The sequence below is a fragment of the Mucilaginibacter aquariorum genome, from assembly GCF_024498135.1.
GTDB lineage: Bacteria > Bacteroidota > Bacteroidia > Sphingobacteriales > Sphingobacteriaceae > Mucilaginibacter > Mucilaginibacter aquariorum.
The window spans coordinates 833363-853599 of record NZ_JANHOH010000002.1 but is presented as its reverse complement, the minus strand read 5'-3'; the positions used below and the strand labels follow the sequence as shown (position 1 = coordinate 853599).

Sequence of the window (20237 nt, the reverse complement as noted above, 5' to 3'; positions counted from 1 at the left end):
ATTCATTTGCTAACAGTACTTTTTGAATTACTAATTCTTCAAGATTTATTTTATGTTAAATCATATCATTGCTTTTTCCGTAAGGAACAAGCTGATCATCGGGCTTTTTATAATTGCCCTTATCGGCTATGGCAGTTACCAATTTACGAAACTGCCTATTGATGCCGTACCCGATATTACGGACAACCAGGTACAGGTTATCACCATTGCCCCTTCTTTCGGGGCCACCGATATCGAACGTTTAGTTACCTATCCTATTGAACAGGCAAACAGCAACATTTCGGGTCTTAAAGAGATCCGGAGTTTTTCGAGGTTCGGCCTTTCACTGGTAACTATTGTTTTTGACGATGCCACCGATGTCTACTGGGCAAGGCAACAAGTTGCCGAACGTTTGCAAAAGGTGCAAACACAAATACCTGCAGGCATTGGCACCCCCGAACTTGGCCCGGTAAGTACCGGACTTGGTGAGATATACCAATATGTTGTGCGCCCTAAAAAAGGATATGCAGCAAAATTCAATGAAACAGACCTGCGCACCATTCAGGACTGGATAGTGCGCCGCCAGTTATTGGGTGTTAAAGGCGTGGCCGAAGTAAGCAGTTTTGGCGGCAAACTTAAGCAGTATTCTATTGAAATTGACCCTAACAAGCTGCTTTCTCATAATATTAACATCACCGATGTTTTTAAAGCGTTGGAAAACAACAACCAAAATACCGGCGGTGCTTATATCGAAAAAGGGTCAACAGTATTATATATACGCAGCCAGGGATTATTAGGGAGTGTGGATGACATCAATAACACCGTCATTAAAAACACCAGCGATGGATCTCCGCTGTTTATTAAAGATGTAGCTGATGTAAAAATAGGCTATGCTACCCGTTACGGTGCCATGTGCTATAACGATGAAGGTGAAGTTGCGGGGGCAGTTGTGATGATGCTGAAAGGTGCCAACAGCAGCGAGGTGATAAAAAACGTAAAAGAGCGCATTGTACAAATTCAAAAAACCATGCCGGAAGGCGTGGTGATCGAGCCTTTCCTGGACCGAACCAAAATGGTGAACAATGCCATTGGTACTGTAGCGCATAACCTTTTGGAAGGTGCGCTGATCGTGGTGTTTGTACTGGTATTATTCCTCGGTAATTTCAGGGCCGGATTGCTGGTCGCATCCGTTATCCCGCTGGCTATGTTGTTTGCCATTATTATGATGAACCTTTTTGGCGTAAGCGGTAACCTGATGAGCCTGGGAGCACTTGACTTCGGTTTAATTGTGGATGGGGCCGTTATTATTGTTGAAGCGGTGATGCACCGGCTTAGCCACAGTAAATATTTTACAAGCGTTGGCACGCTTGGGCAGGAAGACATGGATAACGAGGTAAATGCATCTGCCAGCAAAATGATGAACAGCGCGATTTTTGGGCAGATTATTATTTTGGTGGTATACTTACCAATATTCACCTTACAGGGAATCGAAGGCAAAATGTTTAAGCCCATGGCGCAAACAGTTGCTTTTGCTTTATTAGGCGCATTTATTTTGTCACTAACCTATATCCCGATGATGAGCTCGGTTTTCCTGAGTAAAAGGATCAAACACCAGCCTAATTTTTCAGACCGGTTAATGGCGAAGATAGAAAGAGCCTACCAATCTGCGCTGAGCCGGGTGATTACTTTTCCAAAAACAGTATTGCTGACCATTATTTGCCTGTTTATATTTTCAGCTTATATTTTAACCACCCTGGGCGGCGAGTTTATCCCTGCGCTGGAAGAAGGCGATTTTGCGGTGGATACCCGAGTGCTTACAGGTAGCAGTTTAAATACCACCATAGCCAACACCCAAAAAGCTGCACACATTTTAAAAAGTCAGTTCCCTGAAGTAGAAAAAGTGGTTACTAAGATTGGCAGCGGTGAAGTCCCCACCGATCCGATGCCCATGGATGCCAGCGATATGATGGTGATATTGAAACCAAAAGGCGAATGGACATCCGCTAAAACGTTCAATGAATTATCCGAAAAAATGGGTAAGGCGTTGCAGGCCGTTCCCGGCGTTACGGCTGGCTTTCAGTTCCCGGTACAAATGCGTTTTAACGAACTCATGACCGGGGCGCGACAGGATGTAGTGTGTAAAATTTTCGGAGAAGACCTGGATACCCTTGCCGCTTATGCGGGAAAACTGGGCAAGATAATTAATACGGTTGATGGAGCAAAAAACCTGTATGTAGAGGCGGTTGCGGGCATGCCACAGATCATCATCAATTATAACCGCAGTGCAATAGCCCAATACAATCTTAATATCACCGATATCAACCGTGTAGTAAATACCGCGCTGGCTGGACAAAGCACCGGAACCCTTTTTGAGGGCGAAAAGCGCTTTGAGGTAGTGGTGAAGATTAGTGGTGAGCAGAAACGGGGCTTGAAAGACATTCAAAATTTGTTGATACCGACTTCGCAGGGTACACAGATACCTCTATATCTGCTTGCAGAAGTACAGATAAAAGATGGACCTAACCAAATACAGCGGGAAGATGCCAAACGCCGTATCGTTGTAGGGTTTAATGTTCGCGGCCGCGATGTGCAAACCATTGTTACCGAACTTCAGGCTAAGGTAGATAAGCAGCTTAAATTCCCTACCGGTTATTATGTAACGTACGGCGGGGCTTTTGAAAACTTAAGCGCGGCGAAGCAACGCTTGTTAATAGCTGTTCCGGTGTCGTTACTTCTTATTTTTTTACTGCTATATTTTGCTTTCAACTCCATTAAGCACGGATTATTGATTTATTCTGCAATCCCACTATCAGCCATAGGTGGTGTCCTATTCCTGGCCCTGCGGGGTATGCCTTTCAGTATCAGCGCGGGCGTTGGCTTTATAGCCTTGTTTGGTGTAGCTGTCCTTAACGGCATTGTACTAATATCTGAGTTTAACCAGTTAAAAAAAGAAGGTATGACCGATTTAAAACGTATTGTACTAATGGGCACCAAGGTAAGGCTAAGGCCGGTACTCATGACCGCATTTGTGGCTTCATTGGGCTTTTTCCCGATGGCCCTCAGTAACGGCGCTGGTGCCGAAGTACAAAGGCCTTTAGCTACCGTGGTTATTGGCGGTTTGCTGATAGCCACTTTTCTTACTTTGTTTGTATTGCCCGTTTTGTATATCATGTTTGAGAAAGGTTTTAAAACTTCACTTAGTGCTACAACCACAACTTTGCTCTCTATTGCGCTACTGACGGTGATCAGCCAGCCTTCCAAAGCCCAAACACCCATTACACTTAAAGCAGCCATTGACACTGCATTGAAAAATAATTTACAGGTACGGCACGAGCAGTTAAAAGCAAATTACCAGCAAATGCTGATTGGTACGGCTGCTAATATCTCCCAGGCCAACTTGTTTGGTGAATTTGGGCAGATAAACAGTAGTTATATGGACACTAAGTTCGGCATTTCTCAATCCTTTAGTTTTCCTACAGTGTACAGCAGGCAAAAACAACTGTTAAAAGCCGACTGGAACAGTAGTGTGCTAAATGTTGCCGTTAACCAGGCCATGTTAAAAAAGCAAGTTAGCCAGGTATTTTATACAATGGTATTTATGGAACAAAAAAAGCTATTACTGCAACGTATGGATAGCCTGTACCTGAGTTTCTATAAAAAAGCAACATTGCGTTTGGAAAAAGGAGAAACAAACATTTTAGAAAAAACGAGTGCTGAAACACTTCTCGATCAAATACAAATACAATTGAGCCAATTAAAAGAAGATGCGGCCATATTACAGGTGCAATTTCAGCTACTGCTTAATTCGACCGGGAAATTAATGCCGGATAATTCAGTTTATAAGTTAACGCTTGAATCTGCCATGGACACCTTAAAATTAACGGAACACCCGGCGATAAAATTGATAGCGCAGCAACAACGAATTGCTGATGCGACAATATTGCTGGAGAAAAGTAAGCTTTTGCCTGATCTATCCGTAGGTTATAACAATACCAGTATCAAAGGCATTGGTGCTGATGATAAACTTTACAATGGCTCAAACCGTTTTAATTCTGTTCAGTTGGGTGTCGGTATCCCCATTTTTACCGGAGCGCAAAAGGCTCGGATCAACAGTGCAAAGGTGAATAAACAACTAACCGAAAGTAACTATTCCCTGGAAATGGAGCGTATGGCCTCTGCCTATCAAACTGCGATTGCCCAATACCGCAAATACCTGCAAACGGTGCAATATTTTGAAAGCAAGCCATTAAAAAACGCAGAGCTGATAGCCAAAACGGCCAACCAACAAATAGCTGCTGGCAACATTAACTACCTGGAATGGGTACAACTGATTAACCAGTCCACTACTATTAAAAATGATTACCTGGATGCCGTTCGCAGCCTTAATGAGGCCATCATACAACTTAACTATCTTACTAACAATTAAAATTCAACTCATGAGAACTATCATATATTTATCAACGCTTATTGTGCTGCTATCGGCCTGTGGCGAAAAGAAGCCTGCTGCTGAAAACGCAGAACAAGCTATTAATCCCAACATTGTAACCCTTACAGATGCGCAATTAAAAAATGCAGCAATAGCCACCGGTAAGATCGGGCAAAAGGAAATATCATCTGTATTGAAGCTTAACGGCAAAATTGACGTTCCGCCGCAAAACATGGTATCTATAAGTGTACCCTTGGGTGGTTATTTAAAATCTACCAAATTATTACCAGGCATGCACGTAAATAAAGGGGAAGCTATTGCCATTATCGAGGATCAGCAATACATACAGTTACAGCAGGATTATTTGACAGCGAAAGCAAAGATCGGCTACCTGGAAAATGAATATACCCGCCAAAAAGACCTTAACCAGAGTAAAGCCAGCAGCGACAAAGTTTTTCAGCAGGCTGAAGCCGAATACCGGAGCCAGCAGGTTTTGATGAGTTCTTTAGCAGAGAAACTTCAGCTTATTGGGATCAATGTTCTTAATATCAGCGCGTCTAAAATATCCAGGAGCGTAAACATATATTCTCCGATTAATGGCTTTGTATCTAAAGTGAATGTCAATATCGGCAAATATGTATCTCCTACTGAAGTGCTTTTTGAACTGGTTAATCCTACAGATATTCACCTGGCGTTAAAAGTGTACGAGAAGGATCTTGATAAATTATACATCGGTCAAAAACTCCTGGCTTACACTAACAACGAACCTACAAAAAAGCATGCCGGGGAGATTTTATTGATCGGCCGTGATCTTTCTGCCGACAGGAATGCCGATGTGCATTGCCATTTTGAAACCTATGATAAAACATTGGTTCCGGGTACTTATATGAATGCTGAAATTCAGGTGAAAAATACAAAGGCTTATGGGATCGCCAATGAAGCTATTGTTCAATTTGAAGGTAAACAATATATCTATAAAGTTATCGGAAACCACCAGTTCGAGATGACAGCGATCAATACTGGCGAAAGTGAAAATGGCTTTACTGAAATTGTTTCGCTGTCGAACGATATGACATCAAATTCGGTATTTGTAACACAGGGAGCCTATTCGTTACTAATGATGATGAAAAATAAGGCAGAATAATTGCCAACAATAAAAAAATAAAAGTTTTGAAATATAACTATTTCTGAAAATGCAGTAAGTGAGCTAGAACGCTGGCGTAAAGCACAGCATTACGGGCAAGCTTTTAAAAAACTAATCCTGCTTGTAAAATTCAGGCGTGATGTAAAATATGAGCAGGTCAACCCCACCATCGCCGCTGCCAATGCGCCGATCTGCTTTCTTGCCTGGTAACAGAATAGTGTATAGCTTCGGCCGCTTTGCTAACGCTCGCCTCCTTAGCGGCAAGTTCTTCCATATTCCCGGTGCCGGCGATAGCGATCAGACCAGATCTTTTGCTTAACAGTTCGCACAATTTAAAAGCGTCACCGGCATTATGCTCAGCCAGTTTAAGCTATCCGGGCAGTGACAGCGAGGCCTATAATTTAAAGGGTACGGAGGCCGTACCCTTTAAATTAATTTATGGGACGGGGTGTGTTTTTCTCTTTCAAAAAAAGGCAATGGGCTGCACAGGCATGTAATTTGTAATTTTTATGCGTTGTTCCTAAATTATGGCCCTGCGGATCCAATATCTCGCACTCTTCTGCACCTTTGTCTTTTACGGTCAGTATCGTTTCGCCGTTATTGTTTAGGTAAAAGCCGTTCTTTTTTGCCTTTCCAAGTTTATTTCCCTTGGCATCAATGACGTTACCATCCTTGTCAATAAAGTAAATGGTTTCCCCTTTAATATTCCTGACGATATTATTCTTGTCGATATGTCCGAGAAGTGTACCTCCATGATCATGTATACCGCCTTTTTTGTCGATACGAATGATTGTCGAAGTGGCTTTTGCCGGCGCTTTTTGCGCGAATACGGTAGTAACGGTCAGCAATAGCAGCGCCGCTACAGCTAATACAGTGGTGTGGATCTTTTTCATGATTTTTCTTACAAAAAAACTTGAAAACCAGTTGTAATTAACTGATCAACAGCATAAAAAAAGATGATCTTCGTCATTAGGCGCTATGCCCGAACGGCTTATTTTAGCATTAAATTATAAAAGGAAAACGGAATTATATAAACGCCGTTCGCTTTTATTGCCGACATTTGCGCTGTGATTAAAAAACTGTTCGTCACCTTTATAACTGTGCTATACCTGGGCGTTTCTTCCGGGGCGACCCTGCATTACCAGTATTGCATGGGGCACTTGATCAAAGTCAGCCTGTGGCATGATCATACAAAAAAGTGCGACACCTGCGGTATGGAGCGCAAAGAAAAAGCTGCTAAAGAGTGTTGTACCCACCAGCATCAGTTACTTAAATCAGACAAAAGCAGTTTGCCGAGCTATACCCATATCAGTTTGGGTACGAGCACCGGTCTGCCTATTGGTGAACCCTTTCGTTTTGTCGGCAGCACCATAGTTACAGTGACAGCTAAGCCGTTTATCAAACAAGCACCGCCACCCCAAATTGCTGTGCCTCTCTTTCTGCGTAACTGCGCCTTTCTGATCTGATAATATCTTCTGTCATTCCACAGGGCCGAATCTGTATTGATAATCAGCCCCTGTTTCAAAATATAACCTTCTGCTAAGGCAGAAGCGCATTGTTTATACAATTAATTCTAAAGACAAATGAAAAAGATCCAAATTCTAATAGGCGCGATGATCGCGATATTTTCTATTTCCTCCGTTAGTGCGCAAGACAATGCGCCAAAAAAAGATGCAGTTCTTATCGCGTATTATGGCGTAAAAAATGCCCTCATCAGCGGCGATGGTGCGGCTACCAGTGCAAAGGCGAAAGACCTTCTTGCTGCCATTACTGCGTTTCCGGCTGACCAGCTTTCGGCTGCTGATAAAACAAATTGGACAAAATATGCTGCTAAACTTCAGTTCGATGCCCGCCACATCGCTGAAAATAGCAATATCGCCCATCAGCGTGAGCATTTTGCCAGTTTATCTGAAACTCTATTTGCTACAGTAAAGGCTTTAAAATTGAATACGGCGGCGGTGTACTGGGCTTATTGTCCGATGAAAAAAACCTATTGGCTAAGTGAAGCCGCGACTATCAAAAACCCTTACTACGGTAATGAGATGCTCACCTGCGGTGAGGTAAAACAAACGCTTCCGGCAGCAAAATAAGTTCACAAGGCCGCCGTAAATGGCGGCCTTTTTTAATAGAATGATGAAAAAGTTTATATTATATATTTTCACAATCCTGCTTACTGTTCCCGCTTTTTCCCAGGATCATAAAATGGGGATGGGTAACACAGCAAGCAGTAAACATCTCCCTTTCTTTACCAAAATAGGTCATAGGGAGATATACCATTTGTATATCAACGATACTACGGTAAATTATACGGGTAAAAAGCGGCCTGCTATGGCGATCAACGGAACTATACCGGCTCCGCAGTTAACCTTCACAGAGGGCGATACCGCCGAAATTTATGTACACAATGAAATGATGATGGAAACCTCCATCCATTGGCACGGACTTATCCTGCCAAACCGTTATGACGGCGTTTCTTATTTAACCACCACCCCGATTGAAGGTGGGCAAACGCACTTATTTAAGTTTCCGCTCGTTCAGCATGGTACTTATTGGTATCACTCTCATACCATGACGCAGGAACAAAGCGGCTTGTACGGCGCGTTTATTATCAATGAAAGAAAGCCATCGCCGGTTAAGGAATATACTTTAATGTTAAGTGACTGGACAGACGAAAACCCTGAGCAGGTGCAGCGCAGGTTACATAACGCGACAGACTGGTATGCTATTCGCAAAGGAAGCACCCAGGACTATCTGCAAGCTATCCAAACCGGACATTTGAAGACAAAACTGACTAACGAGTGGAAAAGAATGACCGCTATGGATGTGAGTGATGTTTATTATGACCGTTTTTTCAGTAACGGAAAGGCCGAAGATGCTGCGCCACAATTTAAAGCGGGTGACCGGGTAAAGCTGCGTGTGATCAATGGCAGTTCGTCTACCTATTTCTGGCTCGGCTGGGCTGGCGGAAAGATCAGCGTGGTCGCCAATGATGGCGAGGATGTGCAGCCCGTTACGGTTGACCGTATGATTGTTGGCGTTGCCGAAACCTATGATGCCGAAGTCACCATCCCAAGGGATGGCAGCTACGAGTTTTTAGCCACATCGGAAGACCGGACAAGGTATACCTCGTTATGGCTTGGCAGTGGTGATAAAAAGCCGGCGAAGAAGTTACCCAGGCTGAAATATTTTGAAGGTATGCAAATGATGAACGATATGATGGACATGAAGGGCAACATGAAAGAAATGCCGGGCATGAAGATGACCAACCAGGTAATGGACATGAATATGGTGATGTATGCTGAAATGAATGACGGGGAGCCCCCTGTCACGCTTAAATATACCATGCTGAAATCTGTTCGCCCGACCACGTTGCCATCAGGCCCGACAAAACTATTGAACTTTGAGCTGACCGGTAATATGAACCGCTATGTATGGTCCATCAATAACAAAACCGTATCTGAGACAGACAAGATCCTGATCAAAAAAGGGGAAAACGTGCGCATTGTCTTATACAATAATACGATGATGCGCCATCCGATGCACCTGCACGGCCACTACTTTCGGGTGTTGAATGGGCAGGGCGAGTATTCACCATTGAAGAATACGCTCGATATTATGCCCATGGAAAAAGATACCATAGAATTCCGGGCAACGGAAAGCGGTGATTGGTTTTTTCACTGCCATATCCTTTACCACATGATGAGTGGCATGGGCCGGATTTTTAGTTACGAAAATTCACCACCAAATCCCGAGGTACCTGACCCGGTTGCAGGGTTTAAAAAGATCGCGGCGGACGACCGTAAATTTTATGCTGCTGCAAAGGTGGGACTGGAATCAAACGGTAGTGATGGCAATGCATTATTAGCAAACACCAGGTGGAAATTTTCGACTATGTGGCATCTGGGTTTAAACAAAAGCAAAGGCTACGAAAGCGAAACCATGTTCGGGCGCTACTTTGGCCGGATGCAATGGCTATATGCTTATGCCGGATTTGACTATCACTATAAGAAGACAGATGAACTGGAAACAAATATGTTCGGCCAGGTAAGCAATAAGAATAACCGCCATACTGTAGTCGCGGGTCTGGCTTACACCTTACCATTCCTGTTTGTTGCCGATGCCCGCATAGACGGCAACGGGAAATTGAGATTTCAGTTAGGGCGTGAAGATATACCCCTGACGAGCCGCCTTAGGTTGAATTTAGTTGGTAATACAGATAAAGAATATAGTACAGGACTGCGTTATATTATTAACAAAAACTTTTCCATATCCAGTCACTATGATAGTGATATGGGTTTAGGCGGAGGATTAACATTGATCTACTAAAGGCATGAATTAACAATGTTTAAACCGTAATAAAGTTATGGAACATCACGATCATCAGCACAACATGCATAAGCATGAACAACAACATACAAATGAACATCATCATGATGGGCATCAAATGGACCACAAAGCCATGGGCCATCCAGGGCATGACCATGGCGCAATGATCAAGGATTTCCGGAAGCGGTTTTACGTGGTATTGGCATTGACTTTACCGATCCTGTTACTGTCCAAGATGATCCAGCACTGGCTACAGCTGCATGTATCGTTCATAGGTGATCAGTATGTTCTGTTCGCTTTATCGACGGTGGTTTTTATTTATGGTGGCTGGCCATTTCTGAGTGGCTGGCTGGCTGAAATGAAAGCGAAAAATCCCGGCATGATGACGTTGATCGGTTTCGCCATATCTGTTGCCTATGCCTACAGCACTGCCATCATCTTTGGATTGCAGGGGATGGATTTCTTTTGGGAGTTGGATACATTGATCCTGATCATGTTGTTGGGGCATTGGATAGAAATGCGATCCGTGGCCGGTGCGTCGCGCGAACTTGAGCTGCTGGTTCAATTGATGCCATCCACCGCGCACCTGGTCAGCGGTGAAACTGTCGAAGATGTACAAACGGAAAATTTGAAGGAAAACGATCTTATTCTGATCAAACCCGGAGAAAAGATTGCGGCTGACGGTATGGTTGAGGATGGCGAAAGCTATCTGAATGAGTCGATGCTGACCGGAGAATCTGCCCCAGTGCAGAAGATAAAGGGACAGAAGGTTATTGCCGGTTCGGTAAACGGCAACGGGGCATTGAAGGTCAGGGTGATGCACAGCAGAAAAGATTCCTACCTTTTTAAAGTGGTGGAATTGGTACGCAATGCGCAGGATGCCAAATCCAATACACAGCTTTTAGCAGACAAAGCCGCCCGCTGGCTAACCGTTATAGCGCTATTAGCCGGCATAGTCACATTCGTGGTATGGATAAGCCTGGGACGCGACCTCGCATTTGCTATGGAACGCATGGTTACGGTTATCGTTATTTGCTGCCCGCACGCACTCGGACTGGCTGTACCGCTGGTTGTGGCGAGATCGACAGCCTTATCGGCACAGCACGGCCTTTTGATCAAAAACAGGACGGCTTTTGAAAACTCAAGGAAGATCACTTCCGTTGTATTTGACAAGACCGGAACGTTGACTAAAGGGAAGTTTGAAGTAGCCAGGGTCGTCCTTACCGGCAATACTGTGGCAAACGAAGACGAACTGATCGGACTGGCCGGTGCACTGGAAGCCAATTCCGAGCACCCTATTGCGACAGGCATTTTAAGTGAAGTAAGAAAGCGGGGTTTGACTTTATTAATAGCTGATCAATTTAACGCCCTTACAGGAAAAGGCATTGAAGCCACTGTAGAGCAGAAAAGTGTTAAGGTGGTTAGTCCCGGCTACCTGAAAGATAACGGCCTTAAACTTCCTGAAAATGCGGGTATAGCCGGTAACGAAACAGTGGTATTCGTATTACTAAATGATCAGTTAGCTGGTTTCATCGCCCTTGCTGATGCCATCAGGCCGGAATCAGCGGATGCGATCGCTACGCTCCATGAAAACGGTATAAGGTCCATCCTACTAACAGGCGATAACCAGCAGGTGGCTGAAAGTGTTAGCAAGCAACTGAAAATGGACGGTTTTTTTGCGGAAGTATTACCACACCAGAAGTTAGAAAAGATCAAAGAGTTGCAGCGGCAGGGCGGGTTTATTGCGATGACTGGCGACGGTGTAAACGATGCACCTGCACTTGCCCAGGCAGATATTGGCATTGCTGTGGCTTCGGGCAGTGATATCGCTGCCGAAACAGCCGGGATCGTTCTGGTAAACAGCAATCCAAAGGACATTGTAAATCTGATCCTGTTTGGCAAAGCAACCTATCGGAAAATGATGCAAAACTTGGTTTGGGCCACGGGTTATAACATAATTACGTTGCCATTGGCCGCCGGGGTATTATATAACCAGGGAATTTTATTGAGTCCGGCAATAGGCGCTGTCCTAATGACTGTCAGTACGGTTGTTGTGGCTATAAACGCTGGTTTATTAAAACTTAAAAGTTGATCCCTTCACCCCTGTAACGCAAACCAAAAGACCGAATAGGTATCGCATAGTCATTTTCATTCCTATTTGGTCTTTTATGCCGACGCGTGGGCGTTTGGGGGTACATGCCCCAGCACATCAGCCTGGTTCAAGCTAACCCTGTTTTAAAGCGACAGGAATTTTTGTTATAACAAGCCAGCCATGAAGGCCCCCGAAGCAGGCTCCATTTTTATTTTGGAAGTTTTATTCAAAATGTCACCTTTGCTGGATATAATAGCATAAAACATTTAACAAATTATCATGGAAAAATTCAATTCATTAAAAGAACTCATCGCGCATGCGGAATCGGACGCCGCATCTTTTTACGAAAAAGGCAATAAAGCGGCCGGAACAAGGTTAAGGAACGCGATGCAGCAACTTAAAGTGGTGGCAACCGAGATCAGGAAAGAAGTTAGCGACAAAAAGAACGAAGGAAAATAATCAACACGATGCTGTTTTGGGTAAAAGCCTGCTTTTTAAGCGGGCTTTTTTTGTGCTGATGCTCCTGTAATATATGATCAGGACGGAATCTTGTCCTTGCAGCACCGGCCGAGCCGGTTGTTGCAAGCGCCGCTCATTTGACGGCCCTGCCGCTTCGCCCTGAAACCACCCCGGCTACGCCCGGGGCATTTCAGCCTGGCGCCAGACAAGCTGCACTTGCTGCCTGGTCCCGGCTTTCATATGGCATCTTCAGTAAACGACTTGTGTTAAAAGGAGACCAGTGAAAGACGGATTGTTTATCTGTTATGATGCACAAATGTGGTGTCACGGGATGGTTTGTTGAAAAGTCACCACAAAACATGATGTGGGTCATATTTTAAGCATAAAAAACAGTTCATTTTTGTAAATGCAAATGACTATCGACGCCAATACCAAGATCAGCGAGTTACTCCGGTTCGACCGTGACCTGGTTATCAAAACCCTGATCAGCCTTAACAGCAAATTTGCAAAACTCAGAAACCCGGTCTTACGGCAACTGCTGGTCAAACGGGTAAGTATCTCCGATGCCTGCAAAATTTCCAACACACCCATCTCAGATTTTTTGCACAGCATGCAGCAGATCGGATTTCAGGTAATCCGGGGAGAGGCTGCTGATAATGCGTTGCCTTTGAACACCGCGTTTATCGGGCAGGAGGATTACCTTGAACTGGATGTCCGGCCGATCCTGGCCAAAGACAAGGACCCGCTGAAGGAGATTCTGGCCGCGATCAATTCGCTTGGACCCGGACAGGGATTGAAGCTGATCAATACCTTCGAGCCTCTGCCGCTTATTCACCTGTTAACGGCTAAAGGTTTTGCCCATCGCGTGTTTTTTGAAAAGCCGGACCTGGTGATCACCTTTTTTAATCAGGCAGATACCGGTACCGGTACGATTGACGTTCCGGCAAACCCCGAATCCTTCGTGGACGATGCGCTGTTTGACCGGGTCCTGGCGGGATTCCGCCCGGAGCAGGTCAGGTACCTGGATGTGCGTGCACTTGAAATGCCAAAGCCGATGCTGGCCATCCTGGAACATACGCCCGGATTGACTAAAGGAGAGGCTTTGTTCGTTTACCATAAAAAGATCCCGGTATACCTGCTTCCCGAACTGGAAAAGCAAGGCCTCAGCTACCTCTTCAAAAATATCGCGCCGGGTAATGTGCACTTATTGATCTTCCGCAAATGACCGCAATCAAACAAAAACCAGGTCTGTACAATATCGTCGTAACACATTACGTACTTGCGGCCTGCTGTTTCCTGATCTTATCCGTGATGATGCTGTTATCCGTAAAGGCTTTTACAGGCCACTATTTCCATCCGCATATCCTGGCTGTCACCCACCTGGCGGCGCTGGGCTGGGGAACCATGATCATTTTAGGTGCGTCGTACCAGTTGATTCCCGTCGTCCTCGAAACGAATCTATACAGTATAAAACTGGCCTGGCTGAGCTTTGTGCTTTTTGTGCCGGGGATGGCCGGTCTTATTTATTCCTTCTGGGTGTTTGTGCCCGGTATACACATGCAATGCAGTGCCATATTGTTGCTGCTCAGCATTGTTTTGTTTACGGTCAATGTCTTTCTTACCGGCCGGAAGAAACAGCAACAGACGATCCAGGAAGATTTCATTTTCAGCGCCTGCATCTGCCTTTGCCTGACCGTAGCCCTGGGGGTCGCACTCGTCTTCAACTTTACGCTGCAGCTGTTCCCGCAGGATCAGCTGCATTTTCTCCGCATCCATGCGCACATGGGTCTTGTCGGCTGGTTCCTGCTCATGCTGATCGGTGTAAGTTCCAGGCTGGTGCCGATGTTCCTCGTATCTTCTTACCAGGAAACCAGACTGCTGACCTGGAGTTATTATTTGATTGTTGGTGCATTGCTGTGTTTCCTGGTCGATGCCTATTTTTCTGGCCTCAGTAACCGGAACTACCTCCTGTTGCTGGTCGGCGGTGCCGGCCTCAGCTGTTATTTCATTTTCCTGTATAAATGCCTGCGATCCCGCCTGCGTAAACAGATCGACCTTCCGATGCTGATCAGCTTCCTTTCTTTTATTATCCTGAAAATCGCCGTGTTGATGGTGCCGTTCATTATCTATTTTCACCTCAAACATAACCCGGCGACCCTCCGGTTTTCCATGGCCTACGGCCAATTGATGTTCATGGGCTGGATCACCCCGCTGATACTGGGTCAGACCTTTAAAACCCTGCCTTTCATTGTTTGGTTGAGGCACTACGAACACCTGACCGGTAAATTCCGGACCCCGATGCCGTCCGACCTGTTCGCCGGTCACCTGCTGAAAGCCCAGACCATTGCGTTTGGGATCTTTTGCCTGACTTTTATGCCGGGCTGTTATTTCATGTTTATTCCGCTGATCTATACGGGCGGGGCCGCGCTGGTCATCACCGCACTGCTTTATTTAGCCAATGTAGGTATCGTCATTTTTCACAAAACCCGTACTTATGGCCAACTTTGATATTACCGATCCGTTATCCTTCATGAAGGCGGAGGTTCTGGAAACCCTCCGGCTGGTCATCGATCCTGAGCTTCACATCAATATAATAGACCTCGGCCTTGTCTACGGCGTCGCCATTGATGCCGCTAAGCGTACGATCCTTGTCACCATGACCCTTTCCTCAGCGTACTGCCCAATGGGGGAAAGCATTGTATCGGCGGTGAAAAACTGCGTCGAAGGGCATTATACCGGCTATACGGCTACCGTTGAACTGGTATGGCAACCTGTATGGTCTTACGACAGCATTACCGGGGAAGGTAAGCGATTATTGGGCATCTGATGGCCCGGCTGCCTAACCTGAACTACGCGCGTCTGGCCGTGCTGAATTTCATTGTCCTGAGCATATGGGGCCTTGCTTTGCGTTATATGCAATTGGGGGTGCTGCCTTTTAACTACCAGTATTTGTTACACGCCCATTCCCATTTCGCCTTTTCGGGCTGGATGTTCCTGACCATTACTTACCTCCTTGCCCGTCTATGCTGCGGCCAGCAGCTGAACGACGGTTTCCGCCATGTGTTGCTTGCGGCACAGGTCAGCGCCTGGGGAATGCTGGTCAGTTTTTCATGGCAGGGATATAAAATTGTTTCCATCAGCTTTTCAAGCCTGTTTGTCATTGCCGGTTTTCGTTTGGCGTACCTGGTCATTAAAAACCCGCGGCTGCGCTCAAACGTAAACAGCGCCGCCTTTACACTCATCCGCGGGGCCATGATCCTGCTTTGTCTGTCGGCACTGGGCCCTTTTGCGCTCGGCCCCCTGTCGGTACTGGGCCTGAAGGCCGGCCCCTGGTACCAGGATGCCATCTATTTTTACCTTCATTTCCAAATGAACGGCTTCATGGAACTGGCCGCGCTGGGCCTGTTGGCCGCAAATTTACCGCTGGAAAGGATTGCACGCGCCGACCTGCACTGGTTCAGGCTGTTCCTGTTTTCGACCCTGCCCTTATTTTTTATTTTCACCTTATGGGCGCAGCACGGGATATGGGCGGGGATACTTGCCGGTGCCGGTGCTGCCCTCAACTTGCTCAGCTGGCTTGCGATCATGCACCGGCACCGAAAACATCAGGGTGCTCTTTCCTTTCTTCAGAAAGTGGCGCTGCTGGCGCTGACCATAAAATGCCTGCTGCAACTGGCGGTCTGTATACCGCTGATCGGCGATTGGGCGTTTTTGAACCGTAACCTGATCATCGGCTATATTCACCTGCTGACACTCGGTATCCTGATGCCCCTGCTGATCGAACAGCTCGCCGGGAACGAAGTATTCCGTTCCAGAGTACTGTTTGTTTGGCTGAAATATATCTATGTCACCCTCGCAGCCATTTATTTGGCCCTGTTGTTTTTGCAGCCGCTGCTTGCGCTTTGGGGGATATCTGTCCCCCATTACCAGCCTTTACTGTTTTGGCTTTGCGCCGCATTTTTATTATTCGGCATCGGCCTGTTCACCCTGGTCAAACAAAATAATAATCCGCGGATATGACCCGCGTCACTTTTCGGCCGGGTAAAAAAAAGCAAGTTTGTACGGGTCAATATGCCCCGCCCGGGCTTGCAAAATGATCAACAATAACCAGAAATTATGATAAATGTCGCCAAACCTGAAAACCCCGTCAAGATTTACACGGCTGATGAAGCCTACCAGTTTTCGCTCGCTTATTTCAACGGTGATGAGCTGGCGGCGCGGGTGTGGGTGAATAAATATGCGCTCAAGGATTCATCCGGCGCGATCTATGAAGCTACGCCTGATGATATGCACCGCCGCATCGCGGCTGAACTTGCGCGTATCGAGCAGCGGTACCCAAACCCATTACCGGAAGCGGAGATTTTTGACCTGATACGCAATTTTAAGTACCTCATTCCGCAGGGCAGTCCTATGACCGGGATCGGTAACCCCTATCAGGTCGCCTCGCTGTCCAACTGTTTCGTTATCGGCCAGGAAGGGTCAGCAGATTCTTACGGCGGAATTTTCAAGATCGACCAGGAACAGGTGCAGCTGATGAAAAGGCGTGGCGGTGTAGGTCATGACCTGTCTTATATCCGCCCGAAAGGATCTCCTGTAAAAAACTCAGCGCTCACCTCGACCGGCCTCGTGCCATTCATGGAGCGCTTCTCCAATTCTACACGTGAAGTGGCACAGGACGGCCGGCGCGGAGCACTCATGCTATCGGTCGCTGTCCGGCATCCGGACGCAGCAGACTTTATTGACGCCAAGCTGGAACAGGGCAAAGTGACCGGCGCCAATGTGTCCGTCCGCCTCGATGATGAATTTATGCAGGCCGTTGAGGCGGGAACCTCCTACCGGCAGCAATATCCGGTGGAAAGTGTGTCGCCCCTGATTGAAAAAGAGATCGACCCGTTGCCGATTTGGAATAAGATCGTCCATAATGCATGGCGCTCCGCCGAGCCCGGGATCCTGTTCTGGGATACGATCATCCGGGAATCGCTCCCTGATTGTTATGCTGATCTGGGTTTTAAGACGGTATCGACAAACCCCTGCGGCGAAATCCCGCTATGTCCTTATGATTCCTGCCGTTTACTTGCCGTCAACCTGTTCAGCTACGTCGACCAGCCCTTTACCATTCAGGCATCCTTCAATTGGGACCTTTTTAAAAAACATGTTCATTCCGCACAGCGCATTATGGATGATATAATTGACCTCGAACTGGAAAAGATCGACCTGATCCTGCAAAAAATCTCCGCTGATCCTGAAGCAGAAGAGCTGAAACGCACGGAAATATTGCTTTGGCAAAAGGTCCGTAACAAGGCCACGGAAGGCCGCCGGACCGGCATTGGCATCACTGCCGAGGGCGATATGCTCGCTGCGCTTGGCCTGCGGTATGGCAGCGCGGCAGGGACCGAATTTGCGGTCAGCGTGCACCGGGCGCTTGCCCTGGAAGCCTACCGGGGTTCCGTCGCTACAGCCAAAGAACGCGGCGCTTTCCCTTTATTCGACGCGGACCGCGAAAAGAACAATCCATTCCTGCTGCGACTGACAGCAGCTGACCCGGAGCTGTACTACGAAATGACCGAACACGGCCGTCGCAATATCGCCTTGCTCACGATTGCTCCAACAGGAACAGCCAGCCTGATGTCGCAGACCAGTTCCGGTATCGAACCTGTATTTATGCCGGTCTACAAACGCCGCCGCAAAGTGAACCCCAATGACCAGGATGCCCGCGTGGATTTCATTGACGAGGTTGGTGACTCCTGGGAAGAATACCTGGTCTTTCATCATCGATTCAAACAATGGATGATGGTGAACGGTCATGATTTGAATAAGAACTACAAGCAGCAGGAAATGGATGAACTGATCGGCCTTTCACCCTATTTTAAGTCCACCTCCAATGATGTTGATTACCTGAAAAAGGTGGAAATGCAGGGTCGGATCCAGCAATGGGTCGATCATTCCATCAGCGTGACCATTAATATGCCCGCCGGGGTGACGGAAGAACTGGTCGGGCGATTGTACATGGCGGCCTGGAAAGCCGGCTGTAAGGGCCTGACAGTCTATCGTGACGGCTCACGCTCCGGCGTGCTGATCGCTAATACCGAAGGCAAGCCTGCCGCTGAGCCCGGTGCACCCCCCTTTTTGCCAACAAAACGGCCGCCGGTGCTGGAGGCCGGGATTGTCCGCTTCCATAACGATAAGGATAAATGGATCGCGTTTATCGGCCTGCTCGGTGGTAAACCCTACGAGATCTTCACCGGCCTGGCTGACGATGAGGACGGCATCCTTATACCGGCCTGGGTTGACCACGGACATATTCTTAAAAGTCGTGAGCCTGACGGTAATTCCCGCTATGACTTTCAGTATAGTAACCGCTACGGGCATAAGACCACCATCGAGGGCCTGTCTTATAAATTTAATCCGGAATACTGGAACTACGCCAAACTGATATCCGGAACCCTGCGCCATGGCATGCCCATTGAAAAGGTCGTCGATCTTATCGGCACCCTGCAACTGGATGAATCGATCAACACCTGGAAAAACGGAGTCGCCCGCGCCCTTAAAAAGTTTATACCGGATGGCACCCGGGTAAGCCGGCAGCTATGCCAGAACTGCCAGTCAGCCAATCTGCACTACCAGGAAGGCTGCCTGACCTGTAAGGATTGCGGCTCCTCCAAATGCGGTTAAAACCGAAATATTGTTCCATTTCAACGCGCTGTTTCTTTACAGCGCGCTTTTTTTTTGTCTTTATTTTTTCTCCCCGGGACCTTAGTGATGAGCGTCACTTTTTAAACTAATAATAAAAGATATGTTTGTCTTTTATTATTTAAACATCAAAAAATGGAAGTATTAGACATTCTCGACGTAACGGTGATCGAACCAAGGTTCAAGCATCCGGCCATCTTCGACAAATTTGATTCGCTGCAGGGCGGCGAAGCTTTTATTATTCACAACGACCACGATCCAAAACCACTTTACTACCAGCTGCTGGCCGAAAGAGGCCAGGTTTTTCACTGGGACTACCTGGAAAACGGACCGGAAGTTTGGCAGGTAAAAATCGCCAAAAAGACGGAACCGGAAAATGCGGAAACGATCGGGCAGATTGTAGCCAAAGATTATCGCAAGGCGCAGGTATTCAAAAAGCTGGGTATCGATTTTTGCTGCGGCGGCAAAAAAACCATTGCCGAGGCCTGCGAGAAAAAGGGGCTCGATCCTGCCGAGGTAGAGCGGCAGCTGGAAGCAGTGAAAGGGGAATCAGCCAACAGCGAGAACGATTTCCAGAACTGGGACATCGGTTTCCTGAGTGATTATATTATCAACACCCATCACCGCTACGTGCGCGACAACACGCCGTTCATCCTGGAGATCGCCCAAAAAGTAGCCCGCGTACACGGCGACCGGCATCCGGAACTGGTGCAGGTGGCTCAGTTATTTGAAAAGATCGGCAACGACCTGATCCTGCACATGGTCAAGGAAGAAAAGATCCTGTTCCCTTTTATTAAAGAGCTCGCACAGGTCTATAATACCGGCGGCCTGCTGCCTGCGGCAAACTTCGGCAGGATATCGGTGCCGATCCAGGTCATGGACAGTGAACACGAGCAGGTCGGCGGAGACTTCGAAACGATCCGGAGGATAACCGGTAATTACACCTTGCCCGCAGATGCCTGCAGCTCGTACACCATTCTATTCAAAAAACTGGAAGAATATGAGAACGACCTGCACCGCCACGTGCACCTGGAAAGCAATATCCTTTTTCCTAAAGCCATACAGCTGGAAAAGGAATTGTCCTAGTCGTCCGTAATAGTTCAGGTTCGCAAATCCAAAAC

General features: G+C 46.9%; 15 protein-coding genes. 13 read left to right on the top strand and 2 right to left on the bottom strand.

Annotation, left to right across the window (positions count from 1 at the left end):
- Positions 1 to 52 precede the first annotated feature (52 nt).
- Both NPE20_RS14835 and NPE20_RS14830 read left to right on the top strand, forming a co-directional pair.
- Complete coding sequence (locus NPE20_RS14835) at positions 53 to 4405, top strand: CusA/CzcA family heavy metal efflux RND transporter (protein ID WP_256539448.1); 4353 nt, start codon at positions 53 to 55, stop codon at positions 4403 to 4405.
- A 10-nt stretch (positions 4406 to 4415) separates the two neighbouring features.
- The gene (locus NPE20_RS14830) at positions 4416 to 5549 is read left to right on the top strand and encodes an efflux RND transporter periplasmic adaptor subunit (RefSeq protein ID WP_256539447.1); all 1134 of its coding nucleotides are present in this window, start codon (positions 4416 to 4418) and stop codon (positions 5547 to 5549) included.
- Positions 5550 to 5706: 157 nt separating this feature from the next.
- On the opposite strand, the gene NPE20_RS14825 is transcribed toward NPE20_RS14830, so the two are convergent.
- Both NPE20_RS14825 and NPE20_RS14820 read right to left on the bottom strand, forming a co-directional pair.
- Positions 5707 to 5880 (bottom strand): hypothetical protein, encoded by a 174-nt coding sequence (locus NPE20_RS14825; RefSeq protein ID WP_256539446.1) that lies wholly within the window; start codon positions 5878 to 5880, stop codon positions 5707 to 5709.
- A 100-nt stretch (positions 5881 to 5980) separates the two neighbouring features.
- Positions 5981 to 6442 carry a 5-fold beta-flower protein gene (locus NPE20_RS14820; RefSeq protein ID WP_256539445.1) on the bottom strand — a complete coding sequence of 154 codons (462 nt, stop codon included), beginning with the start codon at positions 6440 to 6442 and terminating at the stop codon, positions 5981 to 5983.
- A gap of 174 nt (positions 6443 to 6616) precedes the next feature.
- Here NPE20_RS14820 and NPE20_RS14815 point away from each other — a divergent pair, with 174 nt between their 5' ends.
- The 11 genes from NPE20_RS14815 to ric all read left to right on the top strand — a co-directional run bounded on the left by NPE20_RS14815 (position 6617) and on the right by ric (position 20202).
- Complete coding sequence (locus tag NPE20_RS14815) at positions 6617 to 7015, top strand: HYC_CC_PP family protein (protein ID WP_256539444.1); 399 nt, start codon at positions 6617 to 6619, stop codon at positions 7013 to 7015.
- 117 nt (positions 7016 to 7132) lie between these two features.
- Complete coding sequence (locus tag NPE20_RS14810) at positions 7133 to 7639, top strand: DUF3347 domain-containing protein (RefSeq protein WP_256539443.1); 507 nt, start codon at positions 7133 to 7135, stop codon at positions 7637 to 7639.
- A gap of 40 nt (positions 7640 to 7679) precedes the next feature.
- Positions 7680 to 9875 carry a multicopper oxidase domain-containing protein gene (locus NPE20_RS14805; RefSeq protein WP_256539442.1) on the top strand — a complete coding sequence of 732 codons (2196 nt, stop codon included), beginning with the start codon at positions 7680 to 7682 and terminating at the stop codon, positions 9873 to 9875.
- A 37-nt stretch (positions 9876 to 9912) separates the two neighbouring features.
- Positions 9913 to 11967 carry a copper-translocating P-type ATPase gene (locus NPE20_RS14800; RefSeq protein WP_256539441.1) on the top strand — a complete coding sequence of 685 codons (2055 nt, stop codon included), beginning with the start codon at positions 9913 to 9915 and terminating at the stop codon, positions 11965 to 11967.
- Between the two features lie 279 nt (positions 11968 to 12246).
- Positions 12247 to 12426: a BF3379 family histone-like protein gene (locus NPE20_RS14795; RefSeq protein WP_256539440.1), complete on the top strand. Its 180-nt coding sequence runs from the start codon at positions 12247 to 12249 to the stop codon at positions 12424 to 12426.
- A 412-nt stretch (positions 12427 to 12838) separates the two neighbouring features.
- The gene (locus NPE20_RS14790) at positions 12839 to 13651 is read left to right on the top strand and encodes a DUF2249 domain-containing protein (RefSeq protein WP_256539439.1); all 813 of its coding nucleotides are present in this window, start codon (positions 12839 to 12841) and stop codon (positions 13649 to 13651) included.
- The gene (locus NPE20_RS14785; protein ID WP_256539438.1) at positions 13648 to 14934 is read left to right on the top strand and encodes a hypothetical protein; all 1287 of its coding nucleotides are present in this window, start codon (positions 13648 to 13650) and stop codon (positions 14932 to 14934) included. Before NPE20_RS14790 ends, NPE20_RS14785 begins: the two co-directional genes overlap by 4 nt.
- Positions 14921 to 15253 (top strand): metal-sulfur cluster assembly factor, encoded by a 333-nt coding sequence (locus NPE20_RS14780; protein ID WP_256539437.1) that lies wholly within the window; start codon positions 14921 to 14923, stop codon positions 15251 to 15253. The genes NPE20_RS14785 and NPE20_RS14780 overlap by 14 nt, the downstream gene beginning before the upstream one ends.
- Positions 15253 to 16446, top strand: a complete 1194-nt coding sequence (locus NPE20_RS14775) for a hypothetical protein (protein WP_256539436.1) — start codon at positions 15253 to 15255, stop codon at positions 16444 to 16446. The genes NPE20_RS14780 and NPE20_RS14775 overlap by 1 nt, the downstream gene beginning before the upstream one ends.
- Positions 16447 to 16542: 96 nt before the next feature.
- A complete protein-coding gene (locus tag NPE20_RS14770) occupies positions 16543 to 19098 on the top strand; it encodes an adenosylcobalamin-dependent ribonucleoside-diphosphate reductase (protein ID WP_256539435.1) in 2556 nt (851 codons plus the stop codon).
- A 153-nt stretch (positions 19099 to 19251) separates the two neighbouring features.
- Positions 19252 to 20202, top strand: coding sequence for an iron-sulfur cluster repair di-iron protein (ric, locus tag NPE20_RS14765; RefSeq protein ID WP_256539434.1), 951 nt, complete (start codon positions 19252 to 19254; stop codon positions 20200 to 20202).
- Positions 20203 to 20237: the final 35 nt, after the last annotated feature.

What these genes read in the sequence shown, in the direction of transcription:
- NPE20_RS14830 (WP_256539447.1), top strand. Translation starts at nt 4,416, where the DNA reads ATGAGAACTATCATATATTTATCAACGCTTATTGTGCTGCTATCGGCC.
- NPE20_RS14770 (WP_256539435.1), top strand. Translation starts at nt 16,543, where the DNA reads ATGATAAATGTCGCCAAACCTGAAAACCCCGTCAAGATTTACACGGCT.
- ric (WP_256539434.1), top strand. Translation starts at nt 19,252, where the DNA reads ATGGAAGTATTAGACATTCTCGACGTAACGGTGATCGAACCAAGGTTC.
- NPE20_RS14795 (WP_256539440.1), top strand. Translation starts at nt 12,247, where the DNA reads ATGGAAAAATTCAATTCATTAAAAGAACTCATCGCGCATGCGGAATCG.
- NPE20_RS14800 (WP_256539441.1), top strand. Translation starts at nt 9,913, where the DNA reads ATGGAACATCACGATCATCAGCACAACATGCATAAGCATGAACAACAA.
- NPE20_RS14835 (WP_256539448.1), top strand. Translation starts at nt 53, where the DNA reads ATGTTAAATCATATCATTGCTTTTTCCGTAAGGAACAAGCTGATCATC.
- NPE20_RS14810 (WP_256539443.1), top strand. Translation starts at nt 7,133, where the DNA reads ATGAAAAAGATCCAAATTCTAATAGGCGCGATGATCGCGATATTTTCT.
- NPE20_RS14785 (WP_256539438.1), top strand. Translation starts at nt 13,648, where the DNA reads ATGACCGCAATCAAACAAAAACCAGGTCTGTACAATATCGTCGTAACA.
- NPE20_RS14820 (WP_256539445.1), bottom strand. Translation starts at nt 6,442, where the DNA reads ATGAAAAAGATCCACACCACTGTATTAGCTGTAGCGGCGCTGCTATTG.
- NPE20_RS14780 (WP_256539437.1), top strand. Translation starts at nt 14,921, where the DNA reads ATGGCCAACTTTGATATTACCGATCCGTTATCCTTCATGAAGGCGGAG.
- NPE20_RS14790 (WP_256539439.1), top strand. Translation starts at nt 12,839, where the DNA reads ATGACTATCGACGCCAATACCAAGATCAGCGAGTTACTCCGGTTCGAC.
- NPE20_RS14805 (WP_256539442.1), top strand. Translation starts at nt 7,680, where the DNA reads ATGATGAAAAAGTTTATATTATATATTTTCACAATCCTGCTTACTGTT.
- NPE20_RS14775 (WP_256539436.1), top strand. Translation starts at nt 15,253, where the DNA reads ATGGCCCGGCTGCCTAACCTGAACTACGCGCGTCTGGCCGTGCTGAAT.